13 protein-coding genes are annotated in these 17,703 nt (G+C 73.2%); 4 read left to right on the top strand and 9 right to left on the bottom strand.

What is annotated here, in order from left to right:
• Positions 1–17: 17 nt before the first annotated feature.
• The 8 genes from KMS84_RS32580 to iolC all read right to left on the bottom strand — a co-directional run bounded on the left by KMS84_RS32580 (position 18) and on the right by iolC (position 11,478).
• Positions 18–872 carry an ABC transporter permease gene (locus KMS84_RS32580; protein WP_256920102.1) on the bottom strand — a complete coding sequence of 285 codons (855 nt, stop codon included), beginning with the start codon at positions 870–872 and terminating at the stop codon, positions 18–20.
• A complete protein-coding gene (locus tag KMS84_RS32575) occupies positions 869–3,514 on the bottom strand; it encodes an alpha/beta fold hydrolase (protein WP_256920101.1) in 2,646 nt (881 codons plus the stop codon). Before KMS84_RS32575 ends, KMS84_RS32580 begins: the two co-directional genes overlap by 4 nt.
• A 119-nt stretch (positions 3,515–3,633) precedes the next feature.
• On the bottom strand, positions 3,634–5,031 hold the full coding sequence (locus KMS84_RS32570) for an APC family permease (RefSeq protein ID WP_256920100.1): 1,398 nt from the start codon (positions 5,029–5,031) through the stop codon (positions 3,634–3,636).
• Positions 5,032–5,384: 353 nt separating this feature from the next.
• On the bottom strand, positions 5,385–6,887 hold the full coding sequence (gene mmsA / locus KMS84_RS32565; RefSeq protein ID WP_256920099.1) for a CoA-acylating methylmalonate-semialdehyde dehydrogenase: 1,503 nt from the start codon (positions 6,885–6,887) through the stop codon (positions 5,385–5,387).
• A 14-nt stretch (positions 6,888–6,901) separates the two neighbouring features.
• The gene (iolD, locus tag KMS84_RS32560; RefSeq protein ID WP_256920098.1) at positions 6,902–8,779 is read right to left on the bottom strand and encodes a 3D-(3,5/4)-trihydroxycyclohexane-1,2-dione acylhydrolase (decyclizing); all 1,878 of its coding nucleotides are present in this window, start codon (positions 8,777–8,779) and stop codon (positions 6,902–6,904) included.
• Complete coding sequence (gene iolB, locus KMS84_RS32555; RefSeq protein ID WP_256920097.1) at positions 8,776–9,621, bottom strand: 5-deoxy-glucuronate isomerase; 846 nt, start codon at positions 9,619–9,621, stop codon at positions 8,776–8,778. Before iolB ends, iolD begins: the two co-directional genes overlap by 4 nt.
• A gap of 7 nt (positions 9,622–9,628) precedes the next feature.
• Positions 9,629–10,513 carry a Cgl0159 family (beta/alpha)8-fold protein gene (locus KMS84_RS32550; protein WP_256920096.1) on the bottom strand — a complete coding sequence of 295 codons (885 nt, stop codon included), beginning with the start codon at positions 10,511–10,513 and terminating at the stop codon, positions 9,629–9,631.
• Positions 10,510–11,478, bottom strand: coding sequence for a 5-dehydro-2-deoxygluconokinase (gene iolC / locus KMS84_RS32545; RefSeq protein ID WP_256920095.1), 969 nt, complete (start codon positions 11,476–11,478; stop codon positions 10,510–10,512). Before iolC ends, KMS84_RS32550 begins: the two co-directional genes overlap by 4 nt.
• 177 nt (positions 11,479–11,655) lie before the next feature.
• Between iolC and KMS84_RS32540 the strand changes: the two genes are divergently transcribed.
• Together KMS84_RS32540 and KMS84_RS32535 are read left to right on the top strand one after the other, a co-directional pair.
• Positions 11,656–12,573 (top strand): sugar phosphate isomerase/epimerase family protein, encoded by a 918-nt coding sequence (locus KMS84_RS32540; protein ID WP_256920094.1) that lies wholly within the window; start codon positions 11,656–11,658, stop codon positions 12,571–12,573.
• Between the two features lie 235 nt (positions 12,574–12,808).
• On the top strand, positions 12,809–13,009 hold the full coding sequence (locus KMS84_RS32535) for a helix-turn-helix transcriptional regulator (protein ID WP_256920093.1): 201 nt from the start codon (positions 12,809–12,811) through the stop codon (positions 13,007–13,009).
• 58 nt (positions 13,010–13,067) lie between these two features.
• Here the strand turns inward: KMS84_RS32535 and KMS84_RS32530 are convergent, their stop codons facing one another.
• Positions 13,068–14,111, bottom strand: coding sequence for a zinc-dependent alcohol dehydrogenase family protein (locus tag KMS84_RS32530; RefSeq protein WP_256920092.1), 1,044 nt, complete (start codon positions 14,109–14,111; stop codon positions 13,068–13,070).
• Positions 14,112–14,307: 196 nt separating this feature from the next.
• On the opposite strand from KMS84_RS32530, the gene KMS84_RS32525 reads away from it, so the two are divergent.
• Both KMS84_RS32525 and KMS84_RS32520 read left to right on the top strand, forming a co-directional pair.
• A complete protein-coding gene (locus tag KMS84_RS32525) occupies positions 14,308–14,547 on the top strand; it encodes a heavy-metal-associated domain-containing protein (protein ID WP_256920091.1) in 240 nt (79 codons plus the stop codon).
• 143 nt (positions 14,548–14,690) lie between these two features.
• On the top strand, positions 14,691–16,973 hold the full coding sequence (locus KMS84_RS32520; RefSeq protein WP_256920090.1) for a heavy metal translocating P-type ATPase: 2,283 nt from the start codon (positions 14,691–14,693) through the stop codon (positions 16,971–16,973).
• Positions 16,974–17,703 lie beyond the last annotated feature (730 nt).

Here is a 17,703-nt window from a genome sequence, read left to right as displayed (position 1 = left end):
GGGCGGGGCGGGGCGGCCTAGGACACCACGTCCTTGCGGGCGAAGCCGCGGAAGGCGAGGGCGAACAGGACCAGGGCGTAGGTCACCGAGACGGCGGCGCCCTGGATCATGCCGGACCACTCGGGGGTGGGCTGGACGGCGTCGGCCCAGGCGAACTGCCAGTGCGCGGGCAGGAAGTCGCGCCAGTCGCCGAGCGCGGTGACGGCGTCCAGCACGTTGCCGACGATGGTCAGGCCGACCGCGCCGCCGACCGCGCCGAGCGGGGCGTCCGTCCTGGTCGACAGCCAGAACGCCAGTCCCGCGGTGACCAGCTGGGAGACGAAGACGTAGGCGACGACGACCACGAGCCGCTGGGCGGCGACGCCGGGGGCGAGCGCCCCGCCGGTGGGCAGCTCCAGCGGGCCCCAGCCGTAGGCGGCGGAGCCGACGGCGAGGGCGACGACCGGCAGCAGGACCATCGCGGCCAGGCTGAGGCCGAGTCCGACGACGAGCTTGGACCACAGCAGGCGGGCGCGGGGCACGGGCGCGGCGAGGAGATAGCGCAGGGAGGACCAGCCCGCCTCCGAGGCGACGGTGTCCCCGCAGAACAAGGCGACCGGGATGACGAGCAGGAAGCCGGCGGAGACGAACAGGTTGACGGCGGCGAAGTTGGCGCCGGACGCCGTCGCCGTGTCCATCAGGGTCACCTGGTCGTTGCGGCCGCCCGGCTCGCCGCCGATGGCGAAGGCGACGAGCAGCACGAACGGCAGGACGGCGAGGATGCCGCCCATGACCAGGGTGCGGCGGCGCTTGAGCTGGCGGACCAGCTCCACGCGCAGTGGCAGGGTGCGGGACGCCTGATAGCCGGAGGCGACCTCGGTGAGGGTGCTCATGCGGAACCTCCGATCAGGGTGAGGAAGGCGTCCTCCAGGCGGCGGTGCGGGCCGACCGAGGTCACCGGCACGTCGAGCCGGACGAGTTCGGCGACCAGCCGCTGGGCGGTGCCGTCGGCGTCCAGGCGGACCAGCAGGCCGTCGTCGGCGCGCAGCGCGGAGGCCACCCCGGGCAGGGCGGCGATCTTGTCGACGACCGGCTCGTCCACGGGGGCGGCGGTGCCGACGAGGAGGGTGTCCCCGGAGCCGACGATCTCGGCGACCGGGCCCGCCTGGACGAGCTTCCCGCGGTCCATCACCACGAGGTGCGTGCAGGACTGCTCGACCTCGGACAGCAGGTGACTGGAGACGATGACCGTGCGGCCGGCCGCCGCGTAGCGGATCATCACCTCGCGCATCTCGCGGATCTGCGGCGGGTCGAGGCCGTTGGTGGGCTCGTCGAGGATGAGCAGGTCCGGCAGACCGAGCATGGCCTGGGCGATCGCGAGGCGCTGGCGCATGCCCTGGGAGTACGTGCGCACCGCGCGGGCCAGCGCGTCGCCGAGGCCGGCGATCTCCAGCGCCTCGTCGAGGTGGGCGTCGTCGGCCGGGCGGCCGGTGGCCCGCCAGTACAGCTCCAGGTTCTCGCGGCCGGTCAGGTGCGGCAGGAAGCCGGCGCCCTCGACGAAGGAGCCGACGCGGGACAGCACGGGGGCGCCCGGGCGGATCGCGTGGCCGAAGACGCGGACCTCGCCGCCGTCGGGCGTGATCAGGCCCATCAGCATGCGCAGGGTCGTCGTCTTGCCCGCGCCGTTCGGGCCGAGGAGTCCGAGGACCTGGCCCTTCTCCACGCGGAAGGACAGGTCGCGCACGCTGTAGCGGTCGCCGCGCGCGTACTTCTTGCTCAGGCCGGTGATCTGGAGGGGGACGTCGGCGAGCGCGGGGTCGGGGGCCGCGGCGGCGCTGCGGCGGCGGGCGGACAGGAGCAGGGCGAGCGCGACGGCCGCACCGGTGAGGGGGAGCCACCACACCCAGGACGGCAGCGGGGCGGCGGCCGTCGTCACGCCCGGCGCGGTGGGGACCGCCAGAGCGCTCTTCAGGGAGACGGTGTACGTCGCCGGGGCCGTCGGGGAGGCGTAGCCGAGGTCGGTGGAGGCGAGGACCAGGCGCAGCCGGTGCCCCTCCTCGACCTTGTGGTCGATCGCCGGGAGGGTGATCGTGACGTCCTTGCCGGCCTTGGCGCCCTCGACGCGGACCGGGGTGACGAGCTGGGCGGGCAGCACCTGGCTGCCGCCGCTGCCGACGTCGTACACCTTGGCGAAGAGGACGGCGGTGTCGGACGTCGACCTCACGTGGACGGTGACCGTCGGGGAGCCGGTGACGCGCAGGTCGCCGGGGACGGGGGCGGAGTCGAAGGAGGCGGACTGGCCGGGGAAGTCGAGGGAGACGCCGACGCCGAGGGAGGAGAGCCGGGCGAGGCCGCCGCCGCCGAGGCCGGGCAGGGCGGAGACGGCGGGCGGGGTGGCGCCGGGCGGGTTGACGAAGGACTGCTCCTTGCGGCGGCCGGTGAGCGGGAAGGAGCGGTCGTGGTCGTGCAGGCCCGGGTAGTCGTCGGCGCTCGCGCCCCGCGTCAGGGCCGCGCCATCGGTGGAGTCGACGCCTCCGGTGCGGGTGACGCGGAAGGCGGGGCCGGTGTCGGCGGACTCGTCGCCCTTGAGATACCGGTCGAACCAGGCGTCCACCCGGGACTGGACGCGGGCGGCCTCCAGGTCGCCGCCGTCGTGACCGCCGGCGATCCAGTCGACGTCCACGGGCGCGCCGTTCGCGCGGATCGCCTTCTCGGCCGCGTCGGACTGGGCGAGGGTGAAGAGGGAGTCGGTCTGCCCCTGGAGGAGGAGGGTGGGGACCTTGATGCGGTCGGCGACGGCGGACGGCGAGCGCGCTTCGAGGAGTGCGCGCGCGGCGGCGTCCGGTGCGCCGGACTCGGCGACGCGCTCGTACATCGCCGCCAGCTCGGGGGTGAAGTGGGCGGCGCCGCCACCGGTGTTGAAGAAGACCCCGGCCCACAGCTTCTTGAAGACGCCGTCGGGGAACAGGGCGTCCGCGAGGTTGAAGTAGGTGATCGCGGGGGCGATGGCGTCGACGCGGTGGTCGTACCCGGCGGCCAGCAGGGAGACCGCGCCGCCGTAGGAGGCGCCGGCCACGCCCACGCGTGGGTCGCCCGGCTTGTCGAGCCGGACCTCGGGCTGCTTCGCGAGCCAGTCGATCAGGCGGGAGACGTCGGCGACCTCGCCCTTCGGGTCGTTCAGCCCGATCCTGCCGGTGGACCGCCCGAAGCCGCGCGCCGACCAGGTCAGCACCGCGTAGCCGTCGCGGGCGAGCTTCTCGGCCTGCGGCCTGACGTCGTCCTTGCTGCCGCCGAAGCCGTGGGCGAGCAGGACGGCGGGGCGTCGGCCGGGGCCGCCGGAGGTGAAGTAGGAGGTGTCCAGGCGTACGCCGTCCACCGCCATGACCCGGTCGGCGCTGTGCACGGCGGGCGTGTCGTCGCCGGCGGCGACGGCCGTCCAGGTACCGGCGCCGGCGAGGACGACGACGGCGGCCACGGCGGAGACGATCCGTCGTGGCCGCCGTGGTCCTCGCAGACCGGGCAGTCGAAGATCCATGCTTCAACCGTACGGGGTCGACGTGCCGGGGAGAGGGCGACCGTGGGCCGAGTCCGCCGCCCTCCCGGCGGCGTACACGGCGGTCCCCGCGTACCGCGGACGCGGTATGCCGGACGGGGTCAGGCGCGCGCGTCCTCGGGGAGGGAGACCAGCCAGCGGGTCGCGCGGCGCGGGCGGAGGTAGAGGGCCCAGTACAGCGTGGCGACGGCCGTGATGCCGCCGGTCCACAGCAGGTAGCCCGTCTCCTGCTGGGTCAGGATGTAGCCGAGGACCACGATCAGCAGGACCGGCAGGACCGGCCACAGGGGCATGCGCCAGGCGGAGGTGTGCCGGTGCCGGCCGCGGCGCGAGAGCAGCGCGGCGACGGCGACCAGCAGGTACATCCCGGTGACCGAGACCCCGGTGACGCCGTAGAGGGTGTCCAGGTTCACGAAGCACAGGAGCGCGCCGGGGACGCCGACGGCCAGGGTGGCGACCCAGGGGGAGCCGAAGCGGCCGAGCTTGGAGAAGACGTCGTTGACGGGCTGGGGCCAGGCCTTGTCGCGGGCGGAGGCGAACAGGACCCGGGAGTTCTGGATGACCATGACGATGCCGGCGTTGATGATCGCGAGCGCCACGCAGAGGCTGACGAAGGCGCCGACGGCCGAGTTGGACCAGGCGGTCACCATGGAGCCGATGTCGCCGCCGGTCAGCTCGGAGAGGTCGGAGGCGCCGAAGGTGATGGCGACGATCGGGACCAGGATGATCACCGTGGAGATGGCGAGGGTGGCCAGGACGGTGCGGGCGACGTTGCGGCGGGGGTGCTCCAGCTCCTCGGAGAGGTAGACGGCGGTGGAGAAGCCCTGGGTGACGAAGAGGGCGATCGCGAGGCCGGAGACGACCAGCATGGCGGTGACCGTGTCGGTGTGGCCGTTCGCGCCGGTGACCTGCATCGAGACGAGGCTGCCCGGGCCGCGGTGGCCGTGGGCGAAGCCCAGGACCGCCACGACGGCCGCCGCGATGACCTCCAGGACCAGGAAGACCCCGGTGATCCAGGCGTTGGCGCGCAGGTCGAGCAGACCGGCGAGGGTGGCGAGCAGCATGACGCCGGCGCCCGCGAGGGCGGGGTCCAGGTGGACCACCGGGGCGAGGTAGTCGGCCGTGCCCATCGCGATCACCGGCGGGACGATCATCACGACGAGGAGGGAGAGGACGAAGACCAGCCAGCCGGCGAGCCGTCCGGCCAGCGTCGACACCATGGCGTACTCGCCGCCCGCGCTGGGGATGAGGGTGCCCAGCTCCGAGTAGCAGAACGCCACGGCGATGCAGAGCAGCGAGCCGATCGCGATGGTGAGGGCGGTCGCGGTGCCGAGCGAGCCGAACAGGTCGGGGACGACGACGAACAGGGTGGAGGCGGGGGTGACGCAGGAGAGGGTCAGAAGGGTGCCGCCGACGACTCCGATGGAGCGCTTGAGCGTCTGGGGGCTGTCGGGCGCCTGAGGGAGGGCTGTCTCGACAGGGCGGAGCGTGTCGGTCATGCGGCGGTTCCGATCGACTCGTGCGGCGACTGAGGGGCGGGAGCGCTATCGCCTCCGGCGGCTTGGTCGTACGTGGTTCGTCCGCTCCCGGCGGCTGCATGGAATCCCGACGGAAACCGCTGCGTCAATAGGTGTTCACCTACGGAATCCGTCGTCCTGACGGCATTCGGATCACGGATCTGGCATTTCCGGTCCGGTCGGGCCGCCCTCTTGGGACGTGCGGGAACCGCAGGGCGGGCGGGAAAAAACCGGGGCGGCGTTCGGCATGCGGACGGACGGCGAGGGGCCGGCGCACGACGACACGACGACGCCCTGCCCCCCGGGACGGGGCAGGGCGTCGGGTGCGGTGCGGTTCAGTGGTTGCGCGGGAAGCCCAGGTCGACTCCGCCGGGGCCGTCCGCCGGGTCGGGCCAGCGGGTGGTGACGACCTTGCCGCGGGTGTAGAAGTGCGTGCCGTCGTTGCCGTAGATGTGGTGGTCGCCGAAGAGCGAGTCCTTCCAGCCGCCGAAGCTGTGGTAGCCGACGGGGACCGGGATCGGGACGTTCACGCCGACCATGCCGGCCTCGATCTCCAGCTGGAAGCGACGGGCCGCGCCGCCGTCCCGGGTGAAGATCGCGGTGCCGTTGCCGAAGGGGGACGCGTTGATGAGGGCCACGCCCTCGTCGTAGGTGTCCACCCGCAGCACGCACAGCACCGGGCCGAAGATCTCGTCCTGGTAGGCCTTCGCCGTCGTCGGCACCTTGTCGAGGAGCGAGATGCCGATCCAGTGGCCGTCCTCGTAGCCGTCGACGGTGTGGCCGGTGCCGTCGAGGACGACCTCGGCGCCCTCGGCCGCCGCGCCGGTGACGTAGGAGGCCACCTTGTCGCGGTGCACCTTGGTGATCAGCGGGCCCATCTCGGACGTCGGGTCGTCGCCGGGGCCGATCTTGATCTTCTCGGCGCGCTCGCGGATCTTCTGCACCAGCTCGTCGCCGATCGCGCCGACCGCGACCACCGCGGAGATCGCCATGCAGCGCTCGCCGGCCGAGCCGTAGGCGGCGGAGACGGCGGCGTCGGCGGCCGCGTCCAGGTCGGCGTCGGGCAGGACCAGCATGTGGTTCTTCGCGCCGCCCAGGGCCTGCACGCGCTTGCCGTTGGCCGACGCAGTGGTGTGGATGTAGCGGGCGATCGGCGTCGAGCCGACGAAGGACACGGCCTTGACGTCCGGGTGCTCCAGGAGACGGTCGACGGCCACCTTGTCGCCGTGGACGACGTTGAACACGCCGTCCGGCAGACCGGCCTCGGCCAGCAGCTCGGCCAGCCTGACCGCCGCCGAGGGGTCCTTCTCGCTCGGCTTCAGCACGAAGGTGTTGCCGGTCGCGATGGCGATCGGGAACATCCACATCGGGACCATCGCCGGGAAGTTGAACGGCGTGATGCCGGCGACGACGCCCAGCGGCTGGCGGATGGACGACACGTCCACCCGGCTGGCCACCTCGGTGGACAGCTCGCCCTTGAGCTGGACGGTGATCCCGCACGCGAGGTCGACGATCTCCAGACCGCGGGCGACCTCGCCGAGCGCGTCGCTGTGCACCTTGCCGTGCTCGGCGGTGATCAGCTCGGCGATCTCGTCGCGGTGCGCGTCCAGCAGCGCCCGGAACGCGAAGAGGACGCTGGTGCGCCGGGCGAGGGACGACGTGCCCCAGACGGCGAAGGCGTCCTTGGCGGCGGCGACCGCCGCGTCGACCTCGTCGACGGTCGCGAACGCGACCTTGGTGGTGACGGCGCCGGTCGCCGGGTCGGTGACCGGCCCGTACGTACCCGACGCGCCCTCGACGGTCTTGCCGCCGATCCAGTGGTTGACGATCTTCGTCATGACCGAGTGCTCCTTCACAGATGGCGGCGTCGGGTGGAGACGTGCCGTTCGTACAGCTCACGTGCCTTCACCGCGGACGCTCGGGTCGCGGTCTCGGCCACGGGTACATCCCACCAGGCCTGCGCCGGCGGCGGGCCCGACACAGTGTCGGCCGTTTCGGTCTCGACGTAGACACATGTGGGAGTGTCGGCGCGCCGCGCCTCGGCGAGGGCCTCGCGCAGCTCGCGGACGGTCTTGGCACGCAGCACGCGCATGCCGAGGCTGGCCACGTTGGCGGCCAGGTCGACGGGGAGCGGGGCCCCGGTGAACGTGCCGTCGTCCGCGGTGTAGCGGTAGGCCGTGCCGAACCGCTCGCCGCCCACCGACTCCGACAGACCGCCGATCGACGCGTAGCCGTGGTTCTGCACGAGAAGGATCTTGATGGCGATCCCCTCCTGCACGGCCGTCACGATCTCCGTCGGCATCATCAGGTACGTGCCGTCGCCCACCAGCGCCCAGACGTTGCGTTCGGGGGCGGCCAGCTTCACCCCGATCGCGGCCGGGATCTCGTACCCCATGCAGGAGTAGCCGTACTCCAGGTGGTACTGGTCCCGCGAGCGCGCCCGCCACAGCTTGTGCAGGTCGCCCGGGAGCGAGCCGGCCGCGTTGACGATCACGTCCGACGCGTCGGCCAGGGCGTCGAGCGCGCCGAGCACCTGCGACTGGGTGGGCCGCACGTCGGGCTCGTCGGCCTCGAAGCAGGCGTCGACGCGCTGCTCCCAGCGCTCCTTGTCCTCGCCGTACTCGGTGACGTAGGCGTCGGCGACCCGGTGGCCGGACGAGCGCAGGGCGGCGGTCAGCTCGTCCAGCGCGCCGCGGGCGTCGGCGACGAGCGGGAGGCCGGCGAGCTTGTGGCCGTCGAAGGAGGCGATGTTGAGATTGAGGAAGCGCACGCCGTCGCCCTGGAACAGGGTGTTCGACGCGGTGGTGAAGTCGGTGTAGCGGGTGCCGACGCCGATGACCAGGTCGGCGGTGCGGGCCAGTTCGTCGGCGGTCGCGGTGCCGGTGTGGCCGACGCCGCCCACGTCCTGGGGGTGGTCGTGGCGCAGGGAGCCCTTGCCGGCCTGGGTGGAGGCGACGGGGATGCCGGTGGCCTCGGCGAAGGCCGCGAGGGCCTCCTCGGCGCGGCTGTGGTGGACGCCGCCGCCCGCGACGACGAGGGGGCGGCGGGCGGCGCGGATCGCCCGGACCGCCTGCGCGAGTTCGGCCGGGTCGGCGGCGGCCCTGCGGACGGTCCAGGTGCGCTCGGCGAAGAACTCGTCGGGCCAGTCCCAGGCCTCGGCCTGGACGTCCTGGGGCAGCGCCAGCGTCACCGCGCCGGTCTCCACCGGGTCGGTGAGGACCCGCATCGCCTGGAGGGCGGCCGGGATCAGGGCCTCGGGGCGGGTGACGCGGTCGAAGTACCTCGACACCGGCCGCAGACAGTCGTTGACGGACACGTCGCCCGCGTAGGGGACCTCCAGCTGCTGGAGCACCGGGTCGGCGACGCGGGTGGCGAAGACGTCGCCGGGCAGCAGCAGGACCGGGAGGTGGTTGACGGTGGCGAGGGCGGCGCCGGTGACCAGGTTGGTCGCGCCGGGGCCGATCGACGTCGTCACCGCGTGGGTGGACAGTCGGTTGGACTGGCGGGCGTAGCCGACGGCCGCGTGCACCATGGACTGTTCGTTGCGGCCCTGGTGGAAGGGCATGTCGTCGCCGTACTCGACCAGCGCCTGGCCGAGGCCGGCGACGTTGCCGTGGCCGAAGATGCCCCAGGTCGCGCCGATCAGCCGCTGCCGTGCGCCGTCGCGCTCGGTGTACTGGGCGGCCAGGAAGCGCACCAGCGCCTGGGCCACGGTGAGCCTGGTGGTCATCGGTAACCCCCTTCTGCGTGGGCCGGGTGGAAGCAGATCCGCCACTCGCGGGTCTCGCCCGGGCCGGCCATGACGTTGAGGTAGTACATGGCGTGGCCGGGCTGGGCGATCGACGGGCCGTGCCAGCCGTCGGGGACGAGGACGGCGTCGCCGGAGCGGACCTCGGCGAGGACGTCGGAGCCTCCCTCGCGGGAGGGGGACACGCGCTGGTAGCCGAACCCGTGCGGGCCGTCGATCTCGAAGTAGTAGATCTCCTCGAGCTCGGCCTCCTCGCCCGGCCGGTGCTCGTCGTGCTTGTGCGGCGGGTAGGAGGACCAGTTGCCGCCGGGGGTGATCACCTCGACGGCGATGAGCTTGTCGCAGTCGAAGGCGTCGGCGGACGCGAAGTTGCGCACCTGGCGCGACTGGGCGCCGCTGCCGCGCTCTTCGACGGGGACCTCCGGCGCGGGGCCGTAGCGGGCGGGGAGTCGTCGCTCGCACTTCGCTCCTGCCAGGGCGAAGCGGCCTCCCGCGCCGGAGGCGATCTGGACCCGGGCGTCGCGGGGAACGTACGCGAAGTCGGAGACCTCCGCGAACACCGTTTCCCTGCCCAGGAGTTGGAACTCTTCTTCGTCTGTGCGCACGGTACATCCGCCGGCGAGGGGGAGGACGATCCACTCGCTCCCACCGGTGGTGAAGGTGTGGGTCTGCCCGGGCTCCAGCTCGACGACGCGCAGGCTGCAGTAGTCCCAGCCGGCCCGCTCGGGGTCGATGTCGAGCGTGTAGTGGTCGCCGGCGGTCGTGCCGTGCGGGAGGTACAGGTCGGGGACGTGCGGGTCGTGGTGCGGCTCTGGGTGCGTCATGCGGCCCTCACAGGAGTCCTACGGCGGTGTCCACGGCGGCGGCGACGTCCCCGTCCGGCGGGTACAGCAGCGAACGGCCGACCACCAGGCCCCGGACGGTGGGCAGTTGCAGCGCCCCGCGCCACTTCTCGTAGGCACCGTCCTGGTCGTCGCCGACCTCGCCGCCCAGCAGGACGGCGGGCAGGGTCGAGGTCTGCATGACCTCGGCCATGTCGTCGGGGTTGTCGGTGACGGGGAGCTTCAGCCAGGTGTAGGCGGAGGTGCCGCCGAGGCCCGAGGCGATGGCGATCGACCGGGTGACGGCCTCGGCGGACAGGTCGTTGCCCAGCCTGCCGTCGGGGCCGCGCCGGCTGATGAACGGCTCGACGAAGAGGGGGAGTCCGCGGGCCGCCATGTCGTCGACGGCGCGGGCGGTGGTCTCCAGGGTGGTGAGGGAGCCCGGGTCGTCGTAGTCGATGCGCAGCAGCAGCTTGCCCGCGTCGAAGTTCAGCCGCTCGATGTCCTCGGCGCGGTGGCCGGTGAAGCGGTCGTCGAGCTCGAAGACGGCGCCCTGGAGGCCGCCGCGGTTCATGGAGCCCATGACGACCTTGCCGTCGAGGGCGCCGAGCAGCAGCAGGTCGTCGAGGATGTCGGCGGTCGCGAGGACGCCGTCGACGCCGGGCCGGGACAGCGCGAGGCAGAGCCGTTCGAGCAGGTCGGCTCGGTTGGCCATGGCCAGCCTGTCCCCGCCGACGCCGAGCGCGCCGCGGGCCGGGTGGTCGGCGGCGACGATCATCAGCCGGCCGGAGTCGCCCAGCAGCGGCCTGCGCGGGCGGCGGGCGGCCGCCTCGGCGATCGCCTCGGGGTACTGCGTGCGCAGCCGGACGAGTTCGGAGACGTCGACGTGGGTCACAGCACGGCCCCCGCCTCGAGCGCCGCTGCCACTTCGTCCGGCGTGGGCATCGCGGAGGAGCACTCCAGACGGGAGGCGACGATGGCGCCGGCCGCGTTGGCGTGGCGCATGGTCGTCTCCAGGTCCCAGCCGGCGAGCAGGCCGTGGCAGAGGGAACCGCCGAACGCGTCGCCGGCCCCGAGGCCGTTGAGGACGTTCACGGGCAGCGGGGGGACCTCGACGGACTCGCCCGCGCGGTCGACGGCGAGGACGCCCTTGGGGCCCTGCTTGACCACGGCGAGCTCGACGCCCGCGTCCAGCAGCGCCTGCGCCGCGGCCCGCGGCTCGCGCACCCCGGTGGCGACCTCGACCTCGTCGAGGTTGCCGACCGCGACCGTGGCGTGCTTGAGGGCCTCGGCGTAGAAGGGGCGGGCGGCCTCGGCCGGGTCGCCGCCGGCCGGGTCGTGCCAGAACATCGGCCGCCAGTCGAGGTCGAAGACGGTGACGCCGGCCTTCGCCCGGTGGGCGAGGGCGGCGAGGGTCGCCGTGCGGCTGGGCTCCTCGCTCAGACCGGTGCCGGTGACCCAGAAGACCCGGGTCTCGCGGACGGCGTCGAGGTCGAGCTCGTGGGCGTCGATCTCCAGGTCCGGCGCCTTGGGCCGGCGGTAGAAGTACAGCGGGAAGTCGTCCGGCGGGAAGATCTCGCAGAAGGTGACCGGCGTCGGCAGCCCGGGCACGGAGGTCACCCAGCGGTCGTCGACGCCGAAGCCGCGCAGCGCCTCGTGCAGGTACGTGCCGAAGGGGTCGTCACCGGTGCGGGTGATCACCGCCGTCTCCCGGCCGAGGCGGGCGGCGGCGACGGCGACGTTGGTCGCCGATCCTCCCAGGAACTTCCCGAAGGACGTGACCTGCGGGAGGGGGACGCCCGTCTGAAGCGGATAGAGGTCCACCCCTATCCGCCCCATGGTGATCAGGTCGTACGCCATCGCGTTCCCTTCGCAGTCGGCTCGGCCCCGCAAGACCGCCCACGGCACGTCCGCGGCGCACGTCCCGTATCGGCTCTCACGGCTTTCTAGCCCCGCACGGCGGGCCCTGTCAATGTTTTGTCCAGACATACGGACCAGCCCTTGACACCCCCTGGGGGAGACTTCACGCTGACGGCCATGACGTCGTTGTCACCTGAGTCCTCACTTTCCCGCATCCGGATCGGATCGGCCCCCGACAGCTGGGGCGTCTGGTTCCCGGACGATCCCGCCCAGGTCCCCTGGCGGCGCTTCCTGGACGAGGTCGCGCAGTCCGGCTACGAGTGGATCGAACTCGGCCCCTACGGGTACCTGCCGACCGATCCCGCGGTCCTCGCCGAGGAGACGGCCGCGCGCGGGCTGAAGGTGTCGGCGGGCACGGTCTTCACCGGTCTGCACCACGGCGAGGCCGTGTGGGAGAAGACCTGGGCCCATGTCGCGGACAACGCGGCGCTGGCCCAGGCCATGGGAGCGCGCCACCTCGTCGTCATCCCCTCCTTCTGGCGGGACGACAAGACCGGCGAGGTGCTGGAACCGGACACACTCACCCCCGAGCAGTGGCGCAACCTGACCTCGCTGACCGAGCGGCTGGGCCGGGAGGTGCGCGAGCGCTACGGGCTGCGGATCGTCGTCCACCCGCACGCCGACACCCACATCGACAGCGAGGAGAACGTCGTCCGCTTCCTGGACGGCACGGACTCCGGCCTCGTCTCGCTGTGCCTGGACACCGGGCACTACGCGTACTGCGGCGGCGACAGCGTCAAGCTGATCGAGACCTACGGGGAGCGCATCGGCTACCTGCACCTCAAGCAGGTCGACCCGCGGATCCTGGCGGACGTGCGGGCGAAGGGGACGCCGTTCGGGCCGGCCGTGGCCCAGGGCGTGATGTGCGAGCCCCCCACCGGGGTACCCGCGCTGGGACCCGTCCTGGAGGCGGCGCAGAAGCTCGACGTGGACCTGTTCGCGATCGTCGAGCAGGACATGTACCCGTGCGCGCCGGACGCCCCGCTGCCCATCGCGCGGCGGACGCGGGCGTTCCTGAGGTCCTGCGGGGCGTAGGAACCGTCCGGCGCCCGGCGTCGCGGGCGGCACGTGTGTCACGCGTGTCACGAACACCACCCTTGTGTCACACATGTCGCGTGTACGCGGGTTTCCTGTCACCGGCTGTCCACAACCGCCTCCGTACGGTCACCGACCGTCGCCCACGGGGCACTGGCCTGGTGATCGCCAGCACGCGCCGGGCTCCCCCCGGCGGCCTCCCGGCCGCCGCCCCGCGCGGGCAGGGAGGTGCGTGATGACCGACCGACGGCTCTGGTCCTACAAGGAGATCGCGGCGCACATCAAGGTGCAGCCGGACACCGTGCGGTCCTACCGCAAACACGGACTGCTGCCCCCGCCCGACCAGGTGGAGGGCGGCAAGCCCTACTGGTACGCCGACACCGTCCGCGCCTGGGTCGCCTCGCGGCCGGGCAACCGGGGACGCGCCCTGGACTGACCGGGCCCGCCGCGCGCCCGGGCGTGCCCCACCGGCGCGTGGGGCGCGGCCCGGGCGGTCAGGTCCAGGGCTCGACGACGGTCACCCCCGCGCCGGGCGCCGTGCCCAGGGCCGCCAGCGCGGCCGGCGCGTCGTCCAGCGTGATCGTGGACGTCACGAGGAGGTCGGGGCGCAGTGCCCCCGAGCGGACCAGCTCCAGCATCTCGGGGTAGGCGTGGGCGGCCATGCCGTGGCTGCCCAGCAGCTCCAGTTCCAGCGCGATGGCGCGGGCCAGCGGGACCGGGGTGCGGCCGTCGGGCGAGGGCAGCAGTCCGACCTGCACGTGCCGGCCGCGGCGGCGCAGCCCGTTGACGGAGGCGGCGCACGTCGCGGGCGAGCCGAGGGCGTCGAGCGAGAGGTGCGCTCCGCCGCCGGTCAGCTCGATGACCGCCTGCGCCGTGTCCGGCACGCGGGCGGCGTCGACGCACTCCGCCGCGCCGAACCGGCGCGCCATGTCCAGGGCCCGGGGCGAGACGTCCACCGCGACCACCCGCGCCCCGCTCGCGGCCGCGATCATCACCGCCGACAGGCCCACGCCCCCGCAGCCGTGCACCGCCACCCACTCCCCCGCCGCGAGCCGGCCCTGCCGCACGACCGCCCGGAACGCCGTGGCGAACCGGCAGCCGAGGGAGGCGGCGGTGGCGTAGGACAGGTCGTCGGGCAGGGCGACGAGATTGACGTCCGCGTGGTCGAGGGCCACGTACTGGGCGAACGATCCCCAGTGCGTGAAGCCGGGCTGGGTCTGGCGTTCGCACACCTGGTGATCGCCGGCCGCGCACGAGGGGCAGCTGCCGCAGCCGCACACGAAGGGGACGGTGACCCGGTCGCCGGGCTTCCAGGCGGTGACCCGGGGGCCCGCCTGCGCGACCACGCCGGCGAGCTCGTGCCCGGGGACGTGCGGCAGCACGATGTCCGGATCGTGGCCCATCCAGCCGTGCCAGTCGCTGCGGCACAGGCCGGTGGCCTCGACGCGCACCACCACGCCGTGATCCGCGGGAGTGGGATCGGGCGTATCCCGCACCCGGGCCGGCTCCCCGAACCGCTCGAACACCACAGCCCGCATACGCCCTCGCCTCGCTTCCGCTCGCGCCTTCGCGCCCTTCGCCGAAGATCACCGCGAACGCTAGCCGCGCCGGTCCGTCCTGTCGCCGCCGCGCCGGGACCCTTCTTGGAGAAATACCCCCTAGGGGTATAACCTCGGGTAACGGGAGACCCCTCGCGGCCCCGCCCGCCCCACCTGCCTCGACGAGGAGAACGACATGACCGCTCAGACCGACACCCCGGGCTCCGTCACCACCGTCTACAAGGTGACCGGCATGAGCTGCGGCCACTGCGAGGGCGCCGTCTCCGGCGAACTCTCGGAGCTCGCCGGTGTCACCTCGGTGAAGGCCGTCGCCTCGACCGGTGAGGTCACGGTCGTCTCCGACGCGGCGCTGGACGAGAGCGCGGTGCGCGCCGCCGTCGACGAGGCCGGCTTCGAGCTGGCCGGCCTGGCCTGAACCGACCCCGGCGCCCCGCGGCGCCGCCCCCGGGCCGCCGCGGCCGCACGCGGCCCGAGGGAACCCCTTCCTCCACCCGCCGGGCCGTACCGACCAGCTGATACTGGTTCCGTACGGCCCGGCCCGCTTCCTGGAGCACGGACATGACCAGCACCGCCACCCCCTCGCCGACAGCACAGCCACCGGGCCCGACCGCCGAGGTGGAACTGCTCGTCGGCGGGATGACCTGCGCCTCGTGCGCGGCCCGTGTGGAGAAGAAGCTCAACCGCATGGACGGCGTCACCGCGACGGTCAACTACGCCACGGAGAAGGCGAAGGTCACCTACCCGGCCGGCGTCGAGGTCGCCGACCTCATCGCGACCGTGGTGAAGACCGGCTACACCGCCGAGGAACCGGCGCCCGAGCCGGTCCGGCACGGCCCGGCCGACGAGGAGGACGCACGGAGCGGGACGGGCGGGGAGAACGCGCCCGTGGATCCCGAGCTCGCCCTCCTGCGCCACCGGGTCCTCGTCTGCGCGCTGCTCGCCGCGCCGGTCGTCCTGCTCTCCATGATCGGGCCGCTTCAGTTCGACAACTGGCAGTGGCTGTCGCTGACGCTCGCCGCGCCCGTGGTGGTCTGGGGCGGCGGTCCGCTGCACCGGGCCGCCTGGACGAACCTGCGGCACGGCGCGGCCACCATGGACACCCTCGTCTCCGTCGGCACCCTGGCCGCGCTCGGCTGGTCGCTGTGGGCGCTGTTCCTCGGCGACGCGGGCATGCCCGGCATGCGGCACCCCTTCGAGCTCACCGTCTCGCGCACGGACGGCTCCTCGGCCATCTACCTGGAGGTCGCCGCCGGAGTCACCGTCTTCATCCTGCTCGGCCGCTATCTGGAGGCCCGCTCCAAGCGGCGCGCGGGGGCGGCGCTGCGCGCGCTGATGGAGCTGGGCGCCAAGGACGTGACCGTGCTGCGCGGGGGCCGGGAGGAGCGGATCCCCGTCGACCGGCTGGCGGTCGGCGACCGGTTCGTCGTACGCCCCGGCGAGAAGGTCGCCACCGACGGGACCGTCGTGGAGGGCGCGTCCGCCGTGGACGCCTCGATGCTGACGGGCGAGTCCGTGCCGGTGGACGTCGGTCCCGGCGACGCCGTCACGGGCGCGACCCTGAACGCCGGCGGCCGGCTGGTCGTCGAGGCCGCCCGCGTCGGCGCGGACACCCGGCTCGCCCGCATGGCGCGGCTGGTCGAGGAGGCCCAGAACGGCAAGGCCGAGGTGCAGCGGCTCGCCGACCGGATATCCGGGATCTTCGTGCCGGTGGTGCTGCTGATCGCCGTCGCCGTCTTCGGCGGCTGGCTCGTCGCGACGGGCGACACGGCCGCCGCGTTCACGTCGGCCGTCGCGGTCCTGATCATCGCCTGCCCGTGCGCGCTCGGCCTCGCCACTCCCACGGCGCTGATGGTGGGCACCGGACGCGGCGCCCAGCTCGGCATCCTCATCAAGGGCCCGGAGGTCCTGGAGTCCACGCGTCGCGTCGACACGGTCGTCCTGGACAAGACCGGGACCGTCACCACCGGCCGGATGACCCTTCAGGACGTGTGGACCGCCGACGGCGTCGACGAGCGGGAGCTGCTGCGGCTGGCGGGCGCCCTGGAGCACGCCTCCGAGCACCCGGTCGCCCGGGCGGTGGCGGCCGGCGCCGAGGAACGCGTCGGCGCCCTGCCGACGGCCGGACGGTTCGAGAACGTGCCGGGGCGCGGGGTGCGCGGGCACGTGGAGGGCCGCGAGGTGGCCGTGGGCCGCCTCTTCACGTCCGTCCCGCCCGAGGTGGCGCGGGCCGCCGCGCAGGCCGAACGCGACGGCCGCACGGCCGTCGTCGTGGGCTGGGACGGGGTCCCGCGCGGCGTGCTCGCCGTGGCGGACGCGGTGAAGGAGACCAGCGCCGAGGCGGTCCGGGAACTGCGCGGGCTGGGGCTCACGCCGGTGCTGCTGACCGGGGACAACCAGGTGGTCGCCGAGGCGGTGGCGCAGGCCGTGGGGATCGACCGGGTGATCGCCGGGGTGCTGCCGGAGGACAAGGTCGACGTCGTGCGGCGGTTGCAGGACGAGGGGCGGGTCGTCGCCATGGTCGGGGACGGGGTCAACGACGCGGCCGCGCTCGCCGCCGCCGACCTCGGGCTCGCCATGGGGACGGGCACGGACGCGGCGATCGAGGCCGGCGACCTGACGCTGGTGCGCGGGGACCTGCGGGTGGCCGCGGACGCGATCCGCCTGTCGCGGCGGACCCTCGCCACCATCAAGGGCAACCTGGTGTGGGCCTTCGGCTACAACGTGGCCGCGCTGCCGCTGGCCGCGGCCGGACTGCTGAACCCGATGATCGCGGGGGCGGCGATGGCCTTCTCGTCGGTGTTCGTCGTGACGAACAGTCTGCGGCTGCGCACGTTCACGTGAGGGCCGCGCGGGATACCGCCGAGTAGGACCAGGCCAATGACCGAGACCCCCTGGAGTCCTGCGCGAGCCTCACATAAGCTCTTCACAAGGCTCGCGCATCATCCTTACGCTTGGGCCCCGATCGCCGTATCCGGTCTCTTGCGCATCTAACGGACATATGCAAGAGACACAGATCACAGTGATGCGAACGTAACCATCGAAGGGGTTCGAAGGTCTAAGTTGACGATGTCGGGAAGCGTCTTGGGGGGCGTGACCTGACATCTGAGGATGTCTTGGGGGACGTCCTCGGAGATGCGTTGCCGGGGCAGTACACCGGGAAGCTTTGAGCGGCCCTCCCAGCGTGCGCTGTCCCGGCAGATCGCACACTGCGGTGGTGCGGCGAGTTCTGCTCGTTCTGCTCAACCGCGGGCACGACAACCGAAGATGGTCACACAACAGCGAATTCAGGCGCTGTCCTCACAACGCCCGGCCGGATCCCGTGGGGGGAATCCGCACCGGGACATGGGAAGGCGCCCTGGTCGTCGGCCCGTGGGGGGACCGCCGCCGGGGCGCCTTCCGTATGCCCGCACACAGAAACCGGCAGGACGGCCCGTCGCATCCGGCCTCAGGAGCGCGCGCAAACCCTCGAACCCGCGCCCGCCCGCCCTCACCCCACAAAACCCGGGCCAGGGCCGACGCCCTCACCCCGCACACGCAGCCACCCCTGGAACGGGCCCGCCCGTCCCCACCC

This window comes from Streptomyces hilarionis, assembly GCF_024539675.1.
GTDB classification, from domain to species: domain Bacteria; phylum Actinomycetota; class Actinomycetes; order Streptomycetales; family Streptomycetaceae; genus Streptomyces; species Streptomyces hilarionis.
This window is presented reverse-complemented; position numbering and strand designations above follow the sequence as displayed.